The sequence below is a fragment of the Gimesia sp. genome (assembly GCF_048262075.1).
Classification (GTDB): domain Bacteria; phylum Planctomycetota; class Planctomycetia; order Planctomycetales; family Planctomycetaceae; genus Gimesia.
Map to the genome: position 1 here is coordinate 719059 of NZ_JBLXFK010000002.1, position 21352 is coordinate 740410.

The 21352-nt window shown below is 51.4% G+C and carries 24 protein-coding genes; 13 read left to right on the forward strand and 11 right to left on the reverse strand.

The genetic code is table 11. The annotated features are described in order from the left end of the window. Positions 1-142: 142 nt before the first annotated feature. The 5 genes from ACN0YH_RS06400 (at position 143) to ACN0YH_RS06420 (ending at position 2819) form a co-directional block, all read left to right on the forward strand. Positions 143-526 (forward strand): hypothetical protein, encoded by a 384-nt coding sequence (locus ACN0YH_RS06400; protein ID WP_417378728.1) that lies wholly within the window; start codon positions 143-145, stop codon positions 524-526. Positions 527-746: 220 nt separating this feature from the next. Further along, positions 747-1574, forward strand: a complete 828-nt coding sequence (locus ACN0YH_RS06405) for a DNA-methyltransferase (protein WP_417378729.1) — start codon at positions 747-749, stop codon at positions 1572-1574. Positions 1575-1700: 126 nt separating this feature from the next. Then, entirely contained in the window at positions 1701-1973 is a 273-nt protein-coding gene (locus ACN0YH_RS06410; protein WP_417378730.1) for a hypothetical protein, read from the forward strand. Next, on the forward strand, positions 1963-2313 hold the full coding sequence (locus ACN0YH_RS06415; protein ID WP_417378731.1) for a hypothetical protein: 351 nt from the start codon (positions 1963-1965) through the stop codon (positions 2311-2313). Before ACN0YH_RS06410 ends, ACN0YH_RS06415 begins: the two co-directional genes overlap by 11 nt. Next, positions 2310-2819: a hypothetical protein gene (locus ACN0YH_RS06420; protein ID WP_417378732.1), complete on the forward strand. Its 510-nt coding sequence runs from the start codon at positions 2310-2312 to the stop codon at positions 2817-2819. The genes ACN0YH_RS06415 and ACN0YH_RS06420 overlap by 4 nt, the downstream gene beginning before the upstream one ends. A 285-nt stretch (positions 2820-3104) precedes the next feature. Here the strand turns inward: ACN0YH_RS06420 and ACN0YH_RS06425 are convergent, their stop codons facing one another. Both ACN0YH_RS06425 and ACN0YH_RS06430 read right to left on the reverse strand, forming a co-directional pair. Beyond that, complete coding sequence (locus ACN0YH_RS06425) at positions 3105-4028, reverse strand: hypothetical protein (RefSeq protein WP_417378733.1); 924 nt, start codon at positions 4026-4028, stop codon at positions 3105-3107. Between the two features lie 133 nt (positions 4029-4161). Beyond that, the gene (locus tag ACN0YH_RS06430) at positions 4162-4590 is read right to left on the reverse strand and encodes a hypothetical protein (RefSeq protein WP_417378734.1); all 429 of its coding nucleotides are present in this window, start codon (positions 4588-4590) and stop codon (positions 4162-4164) included. A 288-nt stretch (positions 4591-4878) separates the two neighbouring features. On the opposite strand from ACN0YH_RS06430, the gene ACN0YH_RS06435 reads away from it, so the two are divergent. From ACN0YH_RS06435 to ACN0YH_RS06445, 3 genes are all read left to right on the forward strand, one after another. Continuing rightward, positions 4879-5277, forward strand: a complete 399-nt coding sequence (locus ACN0YH_RS06435) for a hypothetical protein (RefSeq protein WP_417378735.1) — start codon at positions 4879-4881, stop codon at positions 5275-5277. Then, positions 5270-7930: a DUF4132 domain-containing protein gene (locus tag ACN0YH_RS06440; RefSeq protein WP_417378736.1), complete on the forward strand. Its 2661-nt coding sequence runs from the start codon at positions 5270-5272 to the stop codon at positions 7928-7930. Before ACN0YH_RS06435 ends, ACN0YH_RS06440 begins: the two co-directional genes overlap by 8 nt. A 577-nt stretch (positions 7931-8507) precedes the next feature. Further along, positions 8508-9455: a DUF1559 domain-containing protein gene (locus ACN0YH_RS06445; RefSeq protein ID WP_417378737.1), complete on the forward strand. Its 948-nt coding sequence runs from the start codon at positions 8508-8510 to the stop codon at positions 9453-9455. Between the two features lie 783 nt (positions 9456-10238). On the opposite strand, the gene ACN0YH_RS06450 is transcribed toward ACN0YH_RS06445, so the two are convergent. Further along, positions 10239-10568 (reverse strand): hypothetical protein, encoded by a 330-nt coding sequence (locus ACN0YH_RS06450; RefSeq protein ID WP_417378738.1) that lies wholly within the window; start codon positions 10566-10568, stop codon positions 10239-10241. A gap of 31 nt (positions 10569-10599) precedes the next feature. Next, positions 10600-10896 carry a cyclic-phosphate processing receiver domain-containing protein gene (locus ACN0YH_RS06455; protein ID WP_417378739.1) on the reverse strand — a complete coding sequence of 99 codons (297 nt, stop codon included), beginning with the start codon at positions 10894-10896 and terminating at the stop codon, positions 10600-10602. A 436-nt stretch (positions 10897-11332) separates the two neighbouring features. Here ACN0YH_RS06455 and ACN0YH_RS06460 point away from each other — a divergent pair, with 436 nt between their 5' ends. Then, positions 11333-12286, forward strand: a complete 954-nt coding sequence (locus ACN0YH_RS06460; RefSeq protein ID WP_417378740.1) for a DUF1559 domain-containing protein — start codon at positions 11333-11335, stop codon at positions 12284-12286. A gap of 228 nt (positions 12287-12514) precedes the next feature. Further along, a complete protein-coding gene (locus ACN0YH_RS06465) occupies positions 12515-12961 on the forward strand; it encodes a hypothetical protein (protein ID WP_417378741.1) in 447 nt (148 codons plus the stop codon). Between the two features lie 79 nt (positions 12962-13040). Here ACN0YH_RS06465 and ACN0YH_RS06470 read toward each other — a convergent pair whose 3' ends face one another. Further along, positions 13041-13745 carry a GntR family transcriptional regulator gene (locus ACN0YH_RS06470; protein WP_417378742.1) on the reverse strand — a complete coding sequence of 235 codons (705 nt, stop codon included), beginning with the start codon at positions 13743-13745 and terminating at the stop codon, positions 13041-13043. A 206-nt stretch (positions 13746-13951) separates the two neighbouring features. Here ACN0YH_RS06470 and ACN0YH_RS06475 point away from each other — a divergent pair, with 206 nt between their 5' ends. The 3 genes from ACN0YH_RS06475 to ACN0YH_RS06485 all read left to right on the forward strand — a co-directional run bounded on the left by ACN0YH_RS06475 (position 13952) and on the right by ACN0YH_RS06485 (position 16665). Further along, positions 13952-14857, forward strand: coding sequence for a DUF1559 domain-containing protein (locus ACN0YH_RS06475; RefSeq protein ID WP_417378743.1), 906 nt, complete (start codon positions 13952-13954; stop codon positions 14855-14857). A 166-nt stretch (positions 14858-15023) separates the two neighbouring features. Then, entirely contained in the window at positions 15024-15449 is a 426-nt protein-coding gene (locus ACN0YH_RS06480; protein WP_417378744.1) for a hypothetical protein, read from the forward strand. An 85-nt stretch (positions 15450-15534) separates the two neighbouring features. Beyond that, positions 15535-16665 carry a sialidase family protein gene (locus tag ACN0YH_RS06485; RefSeq protein ID WP_417378745.1) on the forward strand — a complete coding sequence of 377 codons (1131 nt, stop codon included), beginning with the start codon at positions 15535-15537 and terminating at the stop codon, positions 16663-16665. 250 nt (positions 16666-16915) lie between these two features. Here the strand turns inward: ACN0YH_RS06485 and ACN0YH_RS06490 are convergent, their stop codons facing one another. From ACN0YH_RS06490 to ACN0YH_RS06515, 6 genes are all read right to left on the reverse strand, one after another. Further along, on the reverse strand, positions 16916-17467 hold the full coding sequence (locus ACN0YH_RS06490) for a hypothetical protein (protein ID WP_417378746.1): 552 nt from the start codon (positions 17465-17467) through the stop codon (positions 16916-16918). Positions 17468-17481: 14 nt separating this feature from the next. Then, on the reverse strand, positions 17482-17877 hold the full coding sequence (locus tag ACN0YH_RS06495; RefSeq protein ID WP_417378747.1) for a hypothetical protein: 396 nt from the start codon (positions 17875-17877) through the stop codon (positions 17482-17484). Between the two features lie 302 nt (positions 17878-18179). After that, complete coding sequence (locus tag ACN0YH_RS06500; protein WP_417378748.1) at positions 18180-18746, reverse strand: type 1 glutamine amidotransferase domain-containing protein; 567 nt, start codon at positions 18744-18746, stop codon at positions 18180-18182. Between the two features lie 141 nt (positions 18747-18887). Next, positions 18888-19205: a four-helix bundle copper-binding protein gene (locus ACN0YH_RS06505; protein ID WP_417378749.1), complete on the reverse strand. Its 318-nt coding sequence runs from the start codon at positions 19203-19205 to the stop codon at positions 18888-18890. A gap of 536 nt (positions 19206-19741) precedes the next feature. Continuing rightward, complete coding sequence (locus ACN0YH_RS06510; protein ID WP_417378750.1) at positions 19742-20038, reverse strand: hypothetical protein; 297 nt, start codon at positions 20036-20038, stop codon at positions 19742-19744. 72 nt (positions 20039-20110) lie between these two features. After that, on the reverse strand, positions 20111-21097 hold the full coding sequence (locus ACN0YH_RS06515; protein ID WP_417378751.1) for a DUF1559 domain-containing protein: 987 nt from the start codon (positions 21095-21097) through the stop codon (positions 20111-20113). Positions 21098-21352: the final 255 nt, after the last annotated feature.

Consider the following 21352-nt stretch of genomic DNA (forward strand, 5'->3'; position numbering starts at 1 on the left):
CCCCGGTATCGACTCATATCGACCACTCGTTTTCTTCAGATGCCCCTTGACCCCCGCGCGCCCTTCACGAAGATCCTTGACACACCCGGGCAGGCACGGCACGCGATCACCAGACCAGAATTCACAGAGAGGAATAAAATTCATGACCGACTCCCTTCTTAAAACCCGCCAGCGTCTGAGCCTCGAACAACGGACCCAACTGATCAATATGATCATGCTCCAGCTGGAGTTGAACGCGCGCGTTTGCGACATCAAAACCGAGTGCGCCGCCGAAACCGGCCTCAAGCCACGCTCCATCGAACGTTACATCCAGAAAGCCCGCCGGGAAATCGAAAGCCGCGACAGCCAACAACAAGTCGCCGCCAGCCTCGAACTGCTGATGATCCTGGAAGAAAAACGGACCGAACAACTCTTCGCCGATTCAGTAAACTTCTACCAGAACATCATCGCCAACCCGAAAACGAGCACCCGCGAACAACTCCAAGCCCGCGAACGCCTGGACAAACTCCTGGGCCTCTACAGATAACCAACCCCACCAGCCCAAAAAAAAGACCAGCAGAGCAACAGAAAGGAAATGATAAGAATCGGCACGGGGGAGGGGAGCTGAATGTTGGGAAGTTGTGGTGTATGAGTACCCAGAAATCGGGTGGCACTGTTGGGCAAGTATTTAGACCGGACACATGATACACAAACGATCTAGAATCGAAGCCACAAGTTAGATTTCAACACATGGAGAACAAAAGCTAATGGCTCGAAAACAATCGAACCGCAGAAAAAACAAACAATATGAAGCGGCTAAGAAAAAGCTGGGTAAACCTTTTTTTGAATCGAAAGGGATTGCCATTTATCAAGGTGATACACTTGAACTAAGCAGAAAGCTACCAGCTAATGTAATTGACGCCTTGATTACAGATCCTCCGTATTGCTCAGGTGCAGCAGGCAGTGCTGTAATGGCTGATCCCTCTAAAAAATATTGCCAGAGTAGTAAAACCCTCGGCCGTCCTTCTTTTGGTGGTGACTTCCGAGATCAAAGATCATTTAAATATTGGTGCTCACTTTGGATCAGCCAGGCATTCAATGCCAGTAAAGAATCAGCATATTGTCTGATTTTCACAGACTGGCGACAGCTGGCCACAACCACTGATGCAATCCAGGCAGGAGGCTTCTGCTATAAAGGGCTGATAAGTTGGGACAAGGGAGGTGGAGCCCGAGCACCACACAAAGGATACTTTCGACATCAGTGCGAATACATCCCCTGGGGTACAAAAGGAATCGTACCCCGACTGACGGACCGGGGACCTTTTGCTGGTTGTTATTCAATCGGCGTAAAGCAAACAGACAAACATCACATGACAGGCAAACCAACACAATTGATGCAGAGTCTGATCCAATGTGTCCCTGTCACTGGTCTGGCATTCGACCCATTTTGTGGTTCAGGAACAACACTGGTCGCCTCAGTTCTAGAGGGACGCTATGCTATCGGCTTCGAAGCATCCGAGCAGTACTGCGAAATTGCTGCCCGGAGAATAGAGGCAGCCCAGCGGGGTGAACTGCTCAAGTTTCAGAAGCAGTAAAATTTCGACAATACATCTCGATATACCCCCTGTGAGAACGCTATAATAGACATGCTTTCAGATCGTTTTCTGAAAAAAAGATTGCCACACTTTTGTTGGTCTGTAACAATTCCCTTCGAGGTTCCCATGAAACTGACAAAAGAGCAAGCAGAGGCGATTTCTCGCGGCGAAGAAATCCCCGTGGATATCGAAGGGACAGAATGTATCCTGATAAGAAAAGACATCTACACGAAAATTTCTGGTGACATCAGCAAGGGGCGTTCGGATGAAGTAACCGAAGAAGACCTCCGCAAGCTACTCACCCGTTCCTGTGAATCCAGTGACTGGAACGATCCCGCAATGGATATTTACAACGACTATGACACAGTAATAACCGGAAGTAAGAATCATGCCAGATAATTTTGACAGAGACTCCTGGGCACGTTGGTATGCTCAAGAACATCTTAAAACTGACCCTGGAATTGAAAAGATCTTCTATCTGCCAACGAATGCAGATGAACGCGAAATTCGCTTTGTTGAAATTAATACTTTGATCGGAGATCGAACTGAGGACTCGTTGGAACCTATTGATTTTGGTATCGACATGGGAACTGAAAATGCTCACAGACTCTTTGTTCTTGATGTGACACCTGCACAATGGCAACAGATTCAATCTGAAAATTTGTCATTGCCAAACGGCTGGTCTCTTGACGATTTGATCGCATTCCCCAATGACCAGTTTGAAACCCTTCCCCAATGAATCGTTATCAGGAACAATGGTGGCATCAGGCAAAATCTGATCATGAGGCCTTTATCCTCTTAAAAAGCGCTGGTATTGCTCAATGCCACACCCTCCATTATCTTCAGATGGTGACTGAAAAAATCGCAAAGGCATATTTCTGGAGGTCTGGTTCCCCTCCTCCCAGAAGCCATGCTGGATTTGTTCATTTTCTCAGATTCTTAGGACAAATCCGTCAGACGGATCGAGAACGAATTGCAACTCTTTTTACTTTTACAAATTATAATCAATTCCAAAGTTGGTTGAGATCGGTATTACCAATCGCCTATGACCTGGAACGAATTGCTCCAGCGCTTGCCAACAATGGACCAAATACAGAGTATCCATGGCCTCACGCTACTCCCAGTTCAGCTCCTGTAAATCATGATTTTTCCGTTTGGAAATCTTTAACGAAAGGCCAAGGGCGCGACTTGATGCGTCTCATTCAAATAGCTGTAAATCGATTCCCGGAATACGCTGACACCTGAGTTTTACAATAAGACATTGGGGGCAATTTAAATACCTGCCAGCGTTCCAGAAGTAACAACGTCTTGATTGAGCTGACGACTCCGGCAGGAAGATTCCTCTCATCCCAAAACGTTCGTCACCGGCAGCTGAGACCTCCTGCTCGCTTCGCTCGTCCCGGATTCCATCCAGGACCACCCCTGGTTTCTGATCTCACCCGTCAGAAACGTTCGTGTCATTTCGTGCTGTTCGTGGTAGTAAAAAAGAACCTGTCAATCTCCCCTCCCGCGTGGGGAACCATTGCGATGTTACCTGAGCGGGACGCCAGCGATGAGGACCAGGTCTTCTTTGTACCAGGTGATCTTGCGACCGCCGGCGGACTGTTTTGCTTCCAGGCCGCGGATCATCAGTTTCTTCTGCCTGCCGACTTGTGTGAAATACCAGTTGAAGGTCGTCTGGTAATGGGGCGTGTAACGCGGGGCATGCGCACGATTATTCGTATACAGCACCAGATCCTTATTATCCTGGGAGCGATAGATGGCCAGTCGCTGCACGCGGGTAAATTTCAGGTCCCAGCGTTTGCGGTTCACCGCTTTCCCTTTTCCCGAAAGTACGTTGTCCGGCTTCTCTGCAAACACAACGCTGCCAAATTGCGGATCGACGAAGTTCACTACCACCGCCGACTTCTGAAATTCGTACGTACCGATTTTATGGTCGCCGTCCATCACCAGTTTGTTGGGTGTGAAGTCGCAGGTCAGCCTGATGAAACTGTTCGTTCCCGGCAGGATCGCCACGAACTCCCAGACATCGACAATCGAATCCTGCAGGCCGGGCGCGGGTTTGGTACCAATCATACTTTCCCCGGCTTCCTTGGGCATCGTTTCCGGAGCGACGATTTCCGTCTTGAGCGTGGCGTTATTCATGATGACACGCGCATCAATGTTCCAGCCGCCTACCCAATTCCCTTTATAAAACGCGCCGCCCGCACGCGGATCGGCTTTTCCCTCCTGGCCGAAATCGACGGTATCGCGGATCAGAGTCCAGGGGAGTCCCTTATCCGTCTTGCCGTCCGACATCAATGTGAGCCGCCCGTCAGTCAGGTGCTTGCGATACGTGGTGACCACTTCCCACACACAGACCGGTTCCGCCGCCTGCACGGTTGCCGTTCCGCAGACGAGCAGAATTCCCCATAGGATTACTGTTTGTCTCGCCTTCGAAATCATGCCGGTCATGGGTTTGGTCCTCGTGTCTGTCTGTGAAAGGTCTTCTGTTATTGTGTCAGCCCTGATTCATTATTTTAACGGCAGCATGACCCCACACGCAACACCCGTATAGTCAGACAGCGTCTGTTTAGTCGAAAGAGTCTTATTCGCTACTGGGCGGGTCGGGGAAGCTGCGTTGTGTCACCGTTTGTCCGGGAGACTTCGTCGTAAACATGTGGTCTTTGTCATAAGTAGGACCGAACTCGAAACTGGTCCAGGAAACCCGTTTGATGGGCAGCGATGTATTCACTCTTCTGCCATTCGGAGACCGCAAAATCACGACGGCGTCGCAGTTGACCGAAGGCCGCGAGAGGATGATCTGCCCGTCGGCATTCGTGCGGAAAACTTTTCCGTTCAGTTCCTGGGCGTTGGCGAGAATCACTTCCATCGTTAAGCCTTCAATTGGCTTGCCGGAATCCAGAAAGGTGATCGTCAGGTGCCGCGTCCAGAAAGACCACACCAGCAGCCAGACAATCACCAGCAGAATCACACTGCCAATGACATAGAGTTCCCCTTTATGTCTGACTTCCACAACAAACTCCCTGAATGAAAGCAACTTCAAGTAAAACCGCTTGCGAGGCGTATTCCAGTTTAGTCGATGAGCATGGCCGATTCCAATCAGTTACGCAGACGAACGACAACACATTATAAGCATGTCTATTTCACTCCAGCCACTTTCATGCTTTTCGTCGCAGCAAATGAAGATCAAATGAATCATACGATTTCCACAGATTCAATACTGGCATCCCAAATCCGACCAGAGTACAATCGCACAGTAAGACTATTCTGTTCTTCTTGAGCTTTACAGAAGGGAACCTTCATGTCTGCGACCACTTTGACCATTCGTGATGAAACCATGGCCGGAAAAATTACCGGCGAAATCACGCTTGAATTTCTCACGGAAAACATCACCGTCCGCGAGTTGATTCGCAGCCGGGTGTACCAGGACGTCAAAGACTATAACACTAAGCAAACCGAACATTTCCGGGGCCTGATCCAGCCCACCGATACCGAAGAAACGCTCAACGGCTTCAAGCTGAAAAAAAGTCGCGAGATCGACTGGAACAAACAGTACGAAAAAGCACTCGCGGCCTTTGAACAGAACCAGATCCTGATCCTCGTCAACGAGCGGCAGGCCGAATCGCTGGACGAACAGATTACGATCACGCCACAATCGGAAGTCTCATTCCTGAAGCTGACGCTGCTCGTGGGTGGCTGATCGCGCCCCACGCTCGACCGACCGTTCACCCGACGCCCCTCACCCCGGAACTGACAGTACGCCCATGCAATATTCCCCCCGCGCTGATGAACTCTATCGAAAGTTACTGATCGCCACAGAAAACAAAGAGGTCTGCGACTTCTCAGAAATTGCCAGTCTCCCCTGCGTGGAAGAGATCATGGCAGAAAAGAAAGCCGTCCAGCGTGATTTTATCTTTCTGGCTTTCGGTCTGAGGTATCTGGGCTACGACGACCGCTACAACAACATCTGGCCCGAGAACTTCCAACAAATTTATGATTCACTGCCAGAGCAGAGACCTGAGTATTCTAAAGTGCCTGTCCACGTTGCAGCCCGGCTGATCCGCCGTAATCTCCCCTTCACCATGCCCGAATATACCTGGCTGGCGGATTGCTGTGCCCGCACCAGGGCCCACGATGAGTGGAGTCATCCTCACATAAAAGCATTCATCAAACGCGTCAAAGGTTATCTGGATAAGTCTGAACAAAGTCCAGACTACCAGCTCAGACAATCACTATCCGGTCTGGCAGAAGCCCTGCTCAAATTAAAGGACGAGGAAGTCTTCCCGCTCATCAGAACCCTCCAGTCACTCAGTAATAATCATCATACCCGTTTTCCGCTCAAAGCGGGGGAAGCCTGGTCGGACAAAGCCTTAGCCGACAGTGCTGCGATGCCCGGACCTCTGCAAAATGCGTGGGGGGCCTTACTTGCTCACTGCCAGACCGCTTCGGCCGGCAAGCCCTCCGCTAAATGGGTGAAGACAGCCACACCCCTGGTTGCTGAGATCGGCGAAGAACAATTCACCAACACTCTGCTGGAGTGGTTCCCCCTGGTCGACAAGCCCCGCACACAGTCTTTGAATCCCCGTCGCTGGGGTCCCGACCCGAATATGATGCTCATCGACCTTCACACCGATACCCTCAAAGGCCTCGCCTGGTGCTGCAGCCTGACCGATGATCCTCGACTGGCTCGCGTGCTGGCTGCACTGGCGATTTCCACCTACAAGAAAGTGCCCGGCGTGGGCCCCCGCGCCATTAAGGTCGGCAATGCCTGCGTCTGGGCGTTGGGTCAGATCTCCAATGAAACGGCGCTCGGTCAGTTGGCATTTCTGAAAGTCAAAATCAAGTTCGGCACCGCCCAGAAAGGGATCGAAAAAGCACTCAACGAAACCGCCGAGCGGATGCAGGTTCCCCGGGAAGAGATCGAAGAAATGGGTGTGCCCGCCTACGGATTGACGGAGGTCGGCCAGCTCGAAGAGCCATTAGGCGACTTCACCGCCCAACTCACCATCACCGGCACTACGACGACGCAACTCACATGGCTCAAACCGGACGGTAAGCCGCAGAAATCCGTTCCCGCAGCCGTCAAGAAAGAGTTCCCCGAGGAGTTGAAGGAACTCAAGGCCAGCGCCAAAGACATTCAGAAAATGCTGCCCGCCCAGCGCGAGCGCATCGATAACCTGTTCCTGGAACAGAAAGTCTGGCCGTTCGTGATCTGGCAGGAGCGTTATCTCGATCATCCCCTGGTCGGCACGCTGGCCCGGCGAATCATCTGGTGTTTCAAATCAGGCGATAACGTCGTCGATGGCATCTGGCTCGACGGTCAACTGGTTGATCGCAACAGCACCCCCATAGAAAACCTGACTGCCACCACAACCGTCACACTCTGGCATCCGATTGAACATGCAACCGAGGAGATCATTGCCTGGCGCGACTGGCTGGAAGCACACAAAATTCAGCAGCCCTTCAAACAGGCACACCGGGAAGTCTACCTGCTGACAGACGCGGAACGGAACACAGGCGTCTATTCCAACCGCTACGCCGCCCACATCATCAAACAGCATCAGTTCAATGCCTTGTGTGGTGCCCGGGGCTGGAAAAACCAGTTGCGGCTGATGGTGGATGACTTCTTTCTCCCGGCCAGAAGGCTGCTGCCTAAATGGGATCTGCGGGCCGAATTCTGGGTGGAAGGGATCGGCGACAATTACGGAGTGGACACCAATGATGCCGGCACATACCTCTATCTCGCGACGGACCAGGTCCGCTTTTATCCACTGGAAGCGGCCGCGCGTGTGTCTCACGCCGGTGGAGGCGGTTATGGCACCTGGGGAGAGCAGGGGAGCGACACCCCGATCAACCTGGAAGAGATCCCGCCACTGGTTTTCAGCGAACTGATGCGCGATGTCGACCTGTTTGTCGGCGTCGCTTCCGTCGCCAACGATCCCACCTGGTCGGACAGCGGACCGGAAGGACGTTACGTCGATTACTGGCAGAGCTTCTCGTTCGGCGATCTGAGCGAGACCGCCCAGACCCGGAAAGAGATCCTGCAGCGACTCGTCCCGCGGCTCAAAATCGCCAGCCAGTGTGCGTTTGAGGATAAATTTCTGCTGGTCCAGGGAACGCTGCATACCTACAAGATCCACCTGGGCAGTGGCAATATTCTGATGTCGCCTCACGACGCCTATCTCTGCATCGTGCCCAACCAGTCCATCGTCGGCAAAAGTACGAACAATCTGTTTCTCCCCTTTGAAGGAGACAACATGCTCTCGATCATTCTCAGTAAAGCCTTTTTACTGGCAGATGACACAAAAATCACTGACCCCACGATCATCAGTCAGATCAAAGCGCGAACCTGAGCGCAGGGCAGGTGAACCCCCTGAAAATACAAAAGGTTCGTTTTTTCTTTTCGATCCACAATAATTTCATAATTTTTTTGGTCTGCGACACCAATCGTCAGTTGATTTCTATCTCTCAAACCTGCCGTCCATGAATCTTTCCTGTGTTTTCCATGAAGATTTCATGAACCCGGGTCAGTCCCCGCAAACCCCGGTTTTTTCAGTTTCTCAGGACATAAAACACCGTCTGTCAAAGGATTTGAATACCTGAATTTATCCAAGCGTCCCCTGGTTTAAAAACCGGGTCCTGATTATTCACATTTTCTTAACCGAAAGAATTACATCAGGTTCCGCTTACTCCTTCATAACATCACATTGCCCTCACAAAATCTTCACATTCCTGCTGTAGACTCGCCGCACGCCCGTCAAAGAGAGAACTCTTCTCATCAAACATGAATCGCTGGAAACCCTCATCAAAGATGACCTTTCCTGCAATCGATACAACTGCCTTTATTTAGACAGAACGATTCCATTCTCAACAAATTTTTTCTTTCACTGCAAACTTCTGCACATTTAATTCTTTCTAAGGGGGAGACGAATGAAGAACCGAAGAGCGTTCACATTAATTGAGCTGCTGGTAGTCATCGCGATTATTGCGATCCTGATTGCCCTGCTGTTACCAGCCGTCCAGCAGGCCCGGGAAGCCGCCCGCCGCAACAGCTGTAAAAACAACCTGAAACAGATCGGACTGGCTTTACACAACTACCACTCCAGCTTCAATTCACTGCCGTCCGGCAGCATCGTCTACTACAATGGAACGAAATACTATGGGCATGGCTGGACCTGGCATGCCACCATCCTGCCTTATCTCGACCAGGCGAACATGTATGACCAGATTCAAGGCCCCGACTCCAGTGGTATGGGCGCCGAGTCAGGCGGCTCCACCAGTGCCAAACAGCGGCTGGCCGGTCAGACCGTGCTCTCTGTCTTCTGGTGTCCTTCGCAACCGGATGTCACCACCGGCGTCCAGAAGGGTGGCTACTCTCCTTCCAACTACAACGGCAACATGGGGACGCTCATCGGTAACTCGGGGGATAACTGTTACGGCGGATCGATTACCACTCCCGCTCAGATGGCAGCCAAGGGCGGATGTATGGGCGCTGACGGTATCTTCTTCATCAGCAGTAGCGTGGCCTTCCGTGATGTCACCGATGGCCTGTCCAACACGATCTTCGTCAGCGAGGTGATTGACTCGGGTGGAGATGCCGACCGACTGGGTGGTGGTGGCAGTGACCGCAAGCACTGTTTCTCCGGCGGTGCCGACAGCAACCCGCCGACAGAAATGAGCGAGTACCTGATCGCTGCGGAAAGTAACGACCCGATCAACGGCTATGCAGAAGAGGCAGCCGGAAGCTACCACACCGGCGGTGCCCAGTTCGTGTTCGGCGATGGCCGTGTTCGCTTTCTCTCCGAAAACATGGACATGACCCTTTATCGGGCCATCAGCACCAGGGCCAAGCGGGAAACGCTGGGACCTGATTTTTAAGCTGAAAAACCACGAAAAACAAGACTCGGATGCGAACGGATTCAATCCCCCCTCCGGGTAAACAGACACGCGGGCGGACACACAAGTCCGCCCGTTTGTGGTCTGGCATTTCGAGACCGCCACCTCTCATCACCCAAACACCCTGACAGACTTTCTGTTCTCCGAAGTCAGGACAAGGTGACTGTTTTTCATTCAGTGAAAGCAGGAGCAGAGCAGGGGAACAATCCCCTCACGGCCACCGGCAGCGACAGTTCGTCGCTGCTGTGACGCCTGGAGAGAGCGCCGTAAAAATGCCCGTCGTAAATATTCTTCGCAAAAATTTAAAAATTGTGAACACTGATATTTCAAATTCTGCAAAGATTGGTAACTTACGCGTCGATATGAATATCTTAGTTCATACCTGTTTCTTAACCTCCTTTTATTTGGAGAACGAGTGATGGCCAAATCTACTTCTAAGATTGGGCAAGGTGCCAAAAAGCAAACTGGCAAAACTGTTGAGCCAACAACCAAAACTGCCAAAGGGAAAACCAGCAAGAAGAAATAATCTTGCTGTCTGACTCCAAGGCAGACTTCCAGCCCCCCGTTTTTGCTGTTTTTTCAACGCAAGAATGGGGGGAATTTTTTTGGCATCCTGCGCCTGTCACTCACATCAAATCAGTGAAAAGCCCGCTGAAATCCAGTTTGAAACGAATCGTCCCTTCCAACAACCGGCATGCGAATCTTTAACCGAACCGTTCAGAAAGTGACGCTGTTCCCTGCAGGCCTCAATACACCCCCCGAACCTCACTCCAAAGCTTGAAGCCAGCCATCGTAGTCTTCCAACTCGTCGACGACGTACGACTTCAGGTCGTCCTTGGAGAGAGGCGTCTCATACAGTTCCAGTGCCGCTTTCCCCCAGCCTCCGCCCCAGATGTAATCCAGAACATCGCCAATCATCTCTGCGAAGGGATCGTCGTCTGGACACCTCCGATAGTAACTCACAAAAATCCGGTAGAGGTCCGGGCGCGGCAGACCCCGATCACGGAGTGACTTGGCCAGCGCGTAGAGCACCTGGAAGGGATCAGCGTCCGCTTCCGCCGCTGCGAACTGTGAGGTCAAAGTCTGATGGGACATGGGATCTGATTTTCCAGGATAAGCGAACGCGTCAATCCGCGCCGCAGCAACACTCTGTCATCAGTTGAATGGTGCGGATGCCATTAGTCAGCCGGTTGCGGGCCGCGGGATTGACCGTATGCACGTCGATCACGGGGGGATCAAAATCGCAGGTCGAGACGGCTTCCTGAATCCAACGCAGCACTTCAATGCCTGTGCCTCGTGCATCGTTACCCAGGCTGAGTTCCCGGACGGCGCCTGTCTTTAATAATTCGATTGCTTCCTGAGGTCTGCGTACCTGTTGCCAGCCCGTGGGGGCACGTCGTTCATCGTCCAGATAGACTCGCATGATCTTTCCTTGTATTTCACGTTAAGAATTCATGAATCCTCCCAGATTTCAGCAGATCCCTGAATTGCAGTGCTTTTCATAACACAGACACAACAGCTCAGCGAATAGTTCGCGAAAACAATCTCTCAACCAGACTATGAAGTCATATCAAGAAATTATTCATTGTTTCTTAACGGAAAAACATCCCATAAGCATCAGTTTAACTCTTTCTAAGATCACACATTCTTCACATTGTATTCACATTACAGGATTAGAATCCCGCCAAACAAATCGAGGAAGAACTCGTTTTCTCCAATTCCTGGAAGCATCATCAAAGGTCAGTACTCCAGCTGGTTAATCATCATTTCTGTTTTAACAGAAGAATCCTATCTGCACGAAATGTCTTTATTTTTCTAGTACACGTTTCTGCTAAACAATTTTTTAAGAAGAGGTTTTTATGAAAAATCGAAGAGGGTTCACACTCATCGAACTACTGGTCGTCATTGCGATTATTGCGATCCTGATTGCCCTGCTGTTGCCGGCTGTCCAGCAGGCCCGTGAAGCAGCCCGTCGCAACACTTGCAAAAACAACATTAAGCAGATCGGTCTGGCGATTCACAATTATCACGAAGCCTACAACTCACTGCCGCCCGGCAGTATCGTGCTGCTCAATAGTTCGGGCACGACTTATAATGGACATGGCTGGACCTGGCACGCCAGCCTGCTGCCTTATCTGGACCAGGCTAACCTGTATGATGCCATTCAGGGACCGGATTCCAGTGGGATGGGGTCCGAGTCCGGCGGCGTAAGTGATGCCAAACAGCAACTGGCCGGTCAGACGGTTCTTTCCGTCTTCTGGTGTCCTTCCCAGCCTGACGTGACCAAGGGAGTCCAAAAGAACGGATACTCTCCTTCCAATTACAACGGCAACATGGGCACGCTCATCGGCAGTTCAGGCGATAACTGCTACAGCGGTGGTATTACCGATGCCGCCGGCATGGCAGCCACAGGTGGATGCATGGGCGGCGATGGGGTCTTCTTCATCAGCAGTAGCGTTGCTTTTCGCGATGTCACCGACGGTCTGTCGAACACCATCTTCGTCAGCGAAGTAATTGACTCGGGTGGAGATGCCGACATGCTGGGCGGCGGCGGCAGCGACCGCAAGCACTGCTTCTCAAACGGAGCAGACAGTAATCCTCCTACCGAAATGACAGAGTACCTGATTGCCGCGGAAAGCAACGACCCCATCAACTCCTACGGCGAAGAAGCTGCCGGCAGCTATCACACCGGTGGGGCTCACTTCGTGTTCGGTGACGGCAGAGTAAAATTCCTCTCCGAAAACGTCGACATGGGATTGTACCGGGCCCTCAGCACCAGAGCCAAACGGGAAACCTTAGGCGCTGATTACTAAGTCAAAACGCGATACGAACTGCGTCGCGGTAGAAAGCGACGCAGTTCTTTACCATTCGAATCATGACCGTGATGATTCGAGAGTAGCCACGCTCAAACAGCCTCAGGCAATAAAGAGACAAATCGAGATGTCACGCAGCGAGATTCTGAAACACTGTTCATAACAGAATCTCCCCTGAGCTTTGAGTGTCCCGCACAAGACACTTCTTATTAGAGAATGAGTAGAACCATGAAATTGAAACCGAATGCAATTTTGATGATCACACTACTGTCGCTGAGCCTCAGCCTGGCAGGCTGTGGAGGCGGTGCGAGTGACCAGCCCACATTAGGACAGGTCAAAGGGACCGTCACGTTGGATGGGGATGCCCTCGCCGGTGTTTCTGTGACATTTTCACCAGACAGCGGCCGTCCCGCCACTGGAAAAACAGACATAGCGGGCAACTATGAATTAATCTACATCCGCGATACCCCCGGTTGCAAACTGGGTCACAACACAGTGATCATCAGTAATTCCACTGAAGAAGATGAGATGGAACTGGAAGGGGACGACGCAGTCATGCCCACCACGACTGATGAGAATAATGAGATTCCAGCGAAATATAACAGTAAGACGACACTCGAAGCCGAAGTCCAACCGGGTGAAAACACCTTCAACTTCGACTTGAAGACAAAATAAAGATGGTTCATCAGTTCCGCACTCACATCACTGCCGGGTGGACCTGTGTGTCCGCCCGCAGCGTGAGCGCTGGATTCTTTCAGGAACGCCGTTCCTGCCTGAGAAATGCCAGCACATCGCGGCAACCGCGCTGAATCTGGGCACTCATCACTTCGCGGGCCAGGGAACCATTCCCGTCTCGCAACGCCTGCAGCAACTCTGCCTTGCTGTTACAGGTTTTCTCTGCCAGGTCGACCGTCAGGATTCTCGAACTGTTACGTTGTGATTCAAACACCGTCGATACCGCGCGATGCTCACGGATCACTTTGGCGATCAGACGATTCCGCGAGGCATCGATCACGGTCTCGTGAAAAGATTCCTCCAGATCCAGCCAGCGATGAAACTGAGCCGGAGTCGCGTGGCCATCAGTGCGCTCGCAAATCAGATCCCGGATTTCATAGAACTCGGCCAGCATCGAGTCCAGGTCATCCAACTGATGCGGGGTTATATACCGCGAGGCCTCTGCTGCTGCGCAACTCTCCAAGGCATCCCGCAGCATATACAATTCTTCCAGATCCTCGCGATTCGGGTTCCGCACAAATGCACCCGCTCCGGGCACATGCTCAACCAGGCCTTCCGAGACCAGGCGATGAATTGCTTCCCGCACCGGAATCACACTCACACCGATCTCTGCAGCCAGCTTACGATTTACCAGTTGTGAACCGGGAACCAGTGAGCCGTCCTGCATTTCCTGCCTGATATAACGATAGGCCCGATCGGCCAGATTATGCGTGACTTCATGCATTTTTCATTTTCCGGTTGACAAACGATTCTTCTTCGCTGAGAATATGTAACATCATGTTATAACACGTTATCACATTGTGTCAAATGCTTTTATAACTCGTCTCACTATTACTCAGAATCCACTGTCATTCGCATCAGTTCTGAGAGCATGGAGAGAGAAACGGCTATCCCATTTACTTCATTTCCCTGACTCATCTGGAGAGAATCATGAAAATCAAGCGCGGATTTACACTGATTGAACTTCTGGTCGTGATTGCCATCATCGCCATTCTGATCGCAATCCTCCTCCCCGCCGTCCAGCAGGCCCGCGAGGCGGCACGCCGTTCGAGCTGTAAGAATAATTTCAAGCAGGTCGGCCTGGCACTCCATAATTACCATGAAACCCACACGATCTTCCCGCTTTCGGATCACCGTGATTCAGGCCGGGGTTGCTCAGGTGCGGTCTGGTCGCAGAATGACATCTATCGCTTTAGCTGGGGCGCCATGATTCTACCGTTCCTGGAAGCCAACGCGATCTACAAGAAAATCGATTTCAGCACCAATTATAATGTAGCCCCTTCCAATGATATTCAGGCGGTCGGCGCCACCATCAATGTCTTCTTATGTCCTTCCGATCCGCAGTCAGAACCACGCTGTAACCGTACCGGTGGGATTAACAATGGCGGCCCCGGAAATAAAGACGACCTGGGACGTTCCAACATGGCAGGAGTCGCAGATTCCAGAACCTGGGAATGCGCAGCCAACTGGGGACGATCAGACGGCGACGGCATGCTGTATAACAATTCGAATACCAGAATGCGCGACGTGATTGATGGTTCCAGCAATACCCTGTTTGTCGCGGAAGTCGCCGGAGGATTGCCGGGGTCGTTCGATTGTAATTACTGGAGCGTCGTCAATCACATTGATACCGCCGGTGGCATCAACGGGCCGCATACCTCTCCCGGAAACGGAACCTGGACCCTCGCTTCGCAGGAAGCGTCCAGCTGGCATACAGGAGGTTGCCATTTTCTGATGGGTGACGGCAGCGTTCATTTCATTTCGGAAAATATCGATGCCGGCGTCCTGAAATCATTAACCACACGCGCTGGACGGGAAGTCATCAGCTTCCCTTAAATGCACTGTTCGAATTACCCTCGTGCCTGCTGTGTGGCTCCCTCGATTCCTGTAATCGAGGGAGCACTCTCTAATCGCAGGTGACCCGTATTCATCACCTGCTGATTGTTCAACACGGCGCACCAGGTTTCGAAATAAACTCATCTTCACACGAAAGTGATGTCATATGAAATCTTTAATACTGCTCTCCAGTGTGTTACTCGGTCTGACTTCCTTCGGCTGTGGTTCTGCGGAACAGGGTCCCGAACGCGTCATCGTTACAGGGAATGTAACCTTCGATGGAAAGCCGGTCTCACAGGGAGAAATCTGGTTCATCCCTGCAGCGGGCAGACAAGCGCCTCAGGCAGGCGCGATTATCAAAGAAGGACAATACCGTGTCGAAAATAAGGGAGGTGTCCCCATCGGTGCCTGCCAGGTGAAAATCACTGCAGATCGCCCTCAAGCGGATGTCAAAATTGTTTCAGATGGCGGTCCGGAAGAAGTTCCCACCACTCAATATTTACCCGCGCGTTTTAATGAAAAAACAGAACTGACTGTCGAGATTGAATCCAGCTCCGAACCGGTGAACCAAAACTTCGACTTGAAGTCCTGACAGATTCTCAATCAGCCAACACAAAACAAACTATTGTTTTCATCACACCAAATTCTCAACCTTTGAATACTGAGAAAGACAATTCATGAAACCCCTGTTTTCCCTCCTCACGATCTTACTTCTGCTGACGAATGCACTCCCGGTTTCTGCCGACGACAAACTCCCTCTGATTGATGTCTCCGGACAGACAGAGCAGCATTCTGTCATCGCCGCTGGCACTCCCCAGGTCTACCAGGGACATCCCACAACGTTACTGCTGCCCGATCAAAAAACGATCCTCGCCGTCTGGTGTATCAACCACGGCGGTTCTGCCGGTCCCATGGCGCAAAGTGAAGATGGTGGTAAAACCTGGACCCGCATCGATGAGCGATTGCCCGCTGGTTACTCGACACATCAGAACTGCCCCAGTATCTACCGTATGCTGGATCCGGCAGGCAAAGCACGCCTCTGGGTTTTCTCGGCAGCTCGCGGGAAACGCGGCGGCCCCGGGATGCCCAGCATCATGAGTGAAGATAACGGCGCGACCTGGAAAGAAATGCCGCCGCTCGGGTTTCCCTGCGTGATGACGTTCAGCAGTATGGTTCGCTTGAAAGATGGTCGCTATCTCGGTCTGTACCATAGAGGCCCAGACGGCAAAGATCGCGCCCCGCTGGTCGTTCTGCAGACCATCTCCGACGATGGCGGCTTCAGTTGGTCGAAACCGCACGTGGTCGCCGAAGTTGCAGGCAAAAACCCCTGTGAACCCTGTGTCTTCCGCAGCCCGGATGGCAATCAGCTCTGCTGTCTGCTAAGGGAAAATACCCACAAAGGTCGCAGCCTGATGATGTTCAGCAACGACGAAGGTGCCACCTGGACCAAACCCGTCGACACTCCCTGGGGCTTAACCGGCGATCGACACAAACAGGTTTTCACAAAAGACGGTCAACTGGTCGTCTGCTTCCGCGATCAGGCGCCAGGCAGTTCCAGCCGCGGACATTTCGTCGCCTGGGTCGGCACATATGACGACATCGTCAATGGTCGGGATGGTAAGTACCGCGTCAAACTGCTGCATCATCACGGACGTACCGGAGATTGCGGCTATCCCGGTGTGGAACTACTCCCCGATGGCACGATCGTTGCTACCACCTATGTCAAGTACCGCGATAACAAAGACAAAAACTCCGTCGTCGCCGTCCGGTTCAAACTCGATGATCTGCCGAAACCTGAAGACAAATAGAGCGTCTTCAGTCCTGCTACACACAAAAGAAAGTTCCGCTCTTCACATTTTTTTCTACCACGAAAAACACGAAACTCCACGAAAGAGCGTAAAGGGTAAGCCCGAATGCATATTCGGGCCGAGCGCAGCGAGCAGGAGGTTGACAGTGTCAACGCGCAATCCTGAGAACCTTCTCCACGTCATTAAGATTGATCACCTGAGTAGCCCCGAAGCAATTCGGGGTTATCCCGGAATCAGGCAGGAGAAATGTCTACGGGTACTCAGGTGAATCAACAAAACTTTCGCCCACTTTTTCCATAATGTATCCCAGCCCCACAGCGCCCCCTTCGAGAACGGCAAACAGAATCACCAGCCACAATCGCTCTGAGAAAGTAAACGCGATCACGGAGAAGAAATTCGGAATCTGTCGAAAGGCATTCCCGACGAATCCCATAAACGCAACGAAAGCGGTCTTGATCATCGCACTCAGGGCAGCTCTCCGTCGGGTCGTCCGCGAGTCAGACTCCAGATCGCCTCCATTCTCAGCAGCAAAGCGTTCGACTTCATTGCTGCGCCAGCCCTCTTTCGCATGGGCATAGGCGGCGGCAGCACACGCCCAGCCAAACAGCGCAATCCCTAGCATCACCAGCGCGATGAGTTTATGCGTCGACGGTTCATCATCGTTTGATTTCGCTTTCTTTTTATTGCGTTTCGGCCTGGTATCTGCTTTCACACTCGTTGACTTCTTCTTTTTCGTCAACTCTTCAACGGTCGTTTTTCGTTTACGCTTACGACGTGGTCTTCGATACTCTTCTTCTGACATGATACCTACCCGCTTCAATCAATTTTTGACATCACATAACCCAGAAACAGGGCGCCCCCTTCCAGAACAGCAAACAGAATGATCAGCCACAATCGATGCTGGAAATTAAATACGATGACAGATACAACATTCGGCACCTGGCGTATGGCATTCCAGATAAAATCCTTCCAGGAGGCACGGGACTGCCGTCTGAAGCTGCCGACATCCTTAAATCGCTTATCGTATTGAATACCGTACCGATCTGCCTCAGTCAGGTTGGTCGACTCCTGCCGCCACCCCTCTTTCTGATGCGCGTACGCAGCTGCTGCAAACGCCCAGCCAAATGCTGCAATTGCCAGCATCAGCGATACTACCACTTTTGTGGTTGAGTCACCTTCATCTCGGTTTATTCGGAGTCGCTTTGCTGACATCGTCGCTCATCAAACTGGGGCTTGAACTTTAGGTGACCAGAATCTCCCACTGGCCAGAAGAACAGACATTATGGCAAAGCCTGTTCTGATGTCAATAAGTCGAAGAGTACTTAAATAAACACTTAACAATCAACCGAACACCGACGCATTCGCAACAGACAAGCCCCTGTGATTCCGCCTATTAATGCAGAACGCCCTGCAACGGATGTATGTGGAACGAGACACATCCACTGCAGGGTACGTCCTGGCATGTATTTCTCGGCCCAGCATAAGATTACATGAACCGGGCTGAATCAAGTCGCTTAAGCAGTCTGCTTTGCGTGTTTGCCTTCGGCAAATTCTTCCAGCATTTTATCGCAGAAAGCGGGCAGGTCATCCGGATTGCGACTGGTCACCAGACCGTTATCGCAGACACATTCTTCATCCACCCACGTCGCGCCGGCATTGGTGAGGTCGGTCTTGAGGCTCGGCCACGAAGTCACTCGGCGGTCAGCAACCACATCCGCTTCTACCAGCGACCACGGCCCGTGACAGATCGCCGCCACCGGTTTTCCCTGTTTGAAGAAGTCACGTACAAAATCCATCGCGGTTTCGTTCACTCGCAGCGCATCCGGACTAAACACGCCACCGGGTAAGACCAGTCCATGAAAATCTTCCGCGCTCACTGCATCCACGGTTTGATCGACCGAGAACTGATCTCCTTTTTCGTCGTGATGCACTCCCTGAATCTCACCTGCTTCCAGTGAGATCAACTGCACATCAGCACCTGCTGCTTTGGCAGCTTCCCAAGGCTCGGTCAGTTCGACCTGCTCAAAACCATCAGTGGCGAGAAAGGCGATTGTTTTTCCCTGTAAATTATATTTCGACATGTGTTTGTGTCCTTTATTCCTTCTTTTAAATAATTGGTTAATTCCCACTCAACCAGGGGAATGCCTGCTCAATTTCTTCCACAGCCGCCATGGGTGCAGAAGACAATTGATCCAGGGCATTCGCCTGGAACACAACGGCTGTCAGACAGCCACGATTTCCTTACATTCCTCTGCACACTTCCGGCAGGAGTCAGCACACGCCTGACAATGATAATGTTCGTGGGCCTCACACTGCTCTGCACACCAGGTACAGATCTCTGCACAGAGCTGACTGATCTGTGATGAATACTTGCTGTTACGGGCCAGCGCCTGAGCGGTGTAAAGGCAGATGTCAACACACTCGCGACAGCAGTGGGGACAGTCATTATCACTCTCTTTACCGATCATCGCGTCCAGACAGAATTCACAATCTGTGGCACACTTAAGACAGGCATCGATACAGGATTGTTTAAGGCTCATTTTCTTCCTCCATAAACAGCGGTGAATGATTCTAACGAATAAAAACAACAGCAGCAGACATCCCTCTGTGCCTGTCGTGGCAGCGAGTTTTTAGACGGTCACGCGCACTACCATCTGTTGTTTTGGAATTAGGAAAAACAGAACGCAAATCGTATGCCAGCGTGCTTGATTCTTAGCAGAACCTGCAATACAGGAGAAACCGCGGATAGTTGCTCGCGGCAACGGTCGCATGTCAGACAAACTGAACGGTCAACGCGCAGAGCAGGTTCTGTTTCAATAACGAACAGTGGCGTTCAGAATGGGAACTGCGACAGAATGTCTGTGAGGAGCAGGGCAGGGCAGCATCGATTCCCGCTGAGGAAAGTACTGAAATGCAGACTTCCCTCAGCGAGTCATCGACTGCGGAAACAGCGGTGATTTGAAATCGAACATCCAGCTAACAGCAGGACAATCCCATTTCACAGAACGTCGTCCCGAGCTGGTTGCTCATGCCAGTTAAGGATTCGGGAGACGAGTCGCTTCACCTGAAGTTCAGGCTAATTTTGTGGTGGACGGGGCTGTTCCTCTTTCATTTTTGGCATGACCACCTCTTGCATAAACTTGTTCCAGTCATTCTCACTTTCCAGCTTGGGATCACTGGCCCTCAATCGCTCCAGGGTCGCAATGTCATATTTTAAAATAATGTCCGTCATCTGATTCCATTCATCCAGCGAAATCGGCGGAGGCGCGGTAACATTCGAAGGAACGCCCACCTGAACTTCAGAATCAGAACCACCACAACCAGTCAGCACCACTGGCCACAGCATTAACATTACACACACTACGCGAAACATATTTCTCTCCTGAATACAGGCATGCGACCGGTATATTTTCATGCGAGTCGCAGCCTGGTATTCAACCTATGATTAAGGAAATTCAACGATCTCACCATCGGCACGAGTCGAGAGTGCCTGGTACAATTCATAGTTAATATTTTCTGAAAGAAAATGGACGGAACCATCTGCCATTGCGAAATGTGCTCCTCCAGGATGCTGGCTGCGAAAAGCACCGTATGTATAAAATAGATCCGCAGAGTCTACTTTATGGTTATTAAAGCGATGATAAGTATTCCCCCATGAGTAGCCGATATATCCATAAGCCCAGACACAGCCATAGGTAGTTGATGGTTTACCCTGGGGTGCAAAATCAGTTTCCCCTAACAGGAACGTATTGGTTGTCCCATCTGTAATATCACGCATTTTTGTTTTTTTCTGATAACTGGGACTGGCAGAGTCATTGGGATTTAATCGCCTCGGAATAATTGCACCATCGAATGCTTCCTCAGGAGCAAAAGCACCGGGATATTGAAAATGCATCGGATCCTTTGTCCCAGAACAGAAAATGTAACTGGCAGGAGCCCGGTTATCGCTAAGGGGTGCACTGGGCATTGTCATTGAGGGGCATAAAAATGTGGGAACGATCATCTGCACCAGCATCGCATTGGTGAAGCCATCTCCATCCGAATCATCAGTGCTGTTTCGTGGCTGCTCTTTATCCCAGCGCCGTGCTACGGCATCCTGTTCCAGGTAGGGCATAATTTCAATATGTCCCGTGATCCAGGTCGCACCAGGTAAATTATTCGGATCCGACAGATCAGCAGTGACTTCATAGTCTGAAACGGCATAGGGGAACCGCAGAAACGTATCGTGGAAATTATGAGTCGCCAGCGCGATCTGTTTCAGGTTGTTTTTACATTGAGTACGGCGGGCCGCTTCACGTGCCTGTTGAACAGCGGGTAACAGCAACGCGATCAGAATCGCAATGATCGCAATCACGACCAGCAGTTCGATCAGAGTAAAACCAGCGCGCTGCGGAGCGCGGAAACGGGGACGAGGTGTTGTACGAGACAACATGGTGAGTATCTCCTTCAGAGGGAAACCAGGAATCGGGACATTCACTTCCCACACGGAAGTGAAACTCGCCGGAGCGATTGGCTGGCTACTGAGGAGACCTGATTCACGAGAGCAGGGGAGAAAGGAATTTCTCGTCACACTGCCTCTGCATCGGATCTGATACCTTTTGCGGGCTAATCCAGAAAAATAAATAAACAGTCATATTGAAACCAGACACCTAAATGACACTGAGTCTCAATATCAATAATATAGCGA

Coding starts and splice junctions, on each gene's coding strand:
- ACN0YH_RS06450 (WP_417378738.1), bottom strand. CDS start 10,568: ATGTCCCATCAGACTTTGACCTCACAGTTCGCAGCGGCGGAAGCGGAC.
- ACN0YH_RS06470 (WP_417378742.1), bottom strand. CDS start 13,745: ATGCATGAAGTCACGCATAATCTGGCCGATCGGGCCTATCGTTATATC.
- ACN0YH_RS06490 (WP_417378746.1), bottom strand. CDS start 17,467: ATGTCAGAAGAAGAGTATCGAAGACCACGTCGTAAGCGTAAACGAAAA.
- ACN0YH_RS06415 (WP_417378731.1), top strand. CDS start 1,963: ATGCCAGATAATTTTGACAGAGACTCCTGGGCACGTTGGTATGCTCAA.
- ACN0YH_RS06505 (WP_417378749.1), bottom strand. CDS start 19,205: ATGAGCCTTAAACAATCCTGTATCGATGCCTGTCTTAAGTGTGCCACA.
- ACN0YH_RS06475 (WP_417378743.1), top strand. CDS start 13,952: ATGAAAATCAAGCGCGGATTTACACTGATTGAACTTCTGGTCGTGATT.
- ACN0YH_RS06400 (WP_417378728.1), top strand. CDS start 143: ATGACCGACTCCCTTCTTAAAACCCGCCAGCGTCTGAGCCTCGAACAA.
- ACN0YH_RS06405 (WP_417378729.1), top strand. CDS start 747: ATGGCTCGAAAACAATCGAACCGCAGAAAAAACAAACAATATGAAGCG.
- ACN0YH_RS06510 (WP_417378750.1), bottom strand. CDS start 20,038: ATGTTTCGCGTAGTGTGTGTAATGTTAATGCTGTGGCCAGTGGTGCTG.
- ACN0YH_RS06420 (WP_417378732.1), top strand. CDS start 2,310: ATGAATCGTTATCAGGAACAATGGTGGCATCAGGCAAAATCTGATCAT.
- ACN0YH_RS06465 (WP_417378741.1), top strand. CDS start 12,515: ATGAAATTGAAACCGAATGCAATTTTGATGATCACACTACTGTCGCTG.
- ACN0YH_RS06425 (WP_417378733.1), bottom strand. CDS start 4,028: ATGACCGGCATGATTTCGAAGGCGAGACAAACAGTAATCCTATGGGGA.
- ACN0YH_RS06445 (WP_417378737.1), top strand. CDS start 8,508: ATGAAGAACCGAAGAGCGTTCACATTAATTGAGCTGCTGGTAGTCATC.
- ACN0YH_RS06455 (WP_417378739.1), bottom strand. CDS start 10,896: ATGCGAGTCTATCTGGACGATGAACGACGTGCCCCCACGGGCTGGCAA.
- ACN0YH_RS06500 (WP_417378748.1), bottom strand. CDS start 18,746: ATGTCGAAATATAATTTACAGGGAAAAACAATCGCCTTTCTCGCCACT.
- ACN0YH_RS06460 (WP_417378740.1), top strand. CDS start 11,333: ATGAAAAATCGAAGAGGGTTCACACTCATCGAACTACTGGTCGTCATT.
- ACN0YH_RS06485 (WP_417378745.1), top strand. CDS start 15,535: ATGAAACCCCTGTTTTCCCTCCTCACGATCTTACTTCTGCTGACGAAT.
- ACN0YH_RS06515 (WP_417378751.1), bottom strand. CDS start 21,097: ATGTTGTCTCGTACAACACCTCGTCCCCGTTTCCGCGCTCCGCAGCGC.
- ACN0YH_RS06480 (WP_417378744.1), top strand. CDS start 15,024: ATGAAATCTTTAATACTGCTCTCCAGTGTGTTACTCGGTCTGACTTCC.
- ACN0YH_RS06410 (WP_417378730.1), top strand. CDS start 1,701: ATGAAACTGACAAAAGAGCAAGCAGAGGCGATTTCTCGCGGCGAAGAA.
- ACN0YH_RS06495 (WP_417378747.1), bottom strand. CDS start 17,877: ATGTCAGCAAAGCGACTCCGAATAAACCGAGATGAAGGTGACTCAACC.
- ACN0YH_RS06435 (WP_417378735.1), top strand. CDS start 4,879: ATGTCTGCGACCACTTTGACCATTCGTGATGAAACCATGGCCGGAAAA.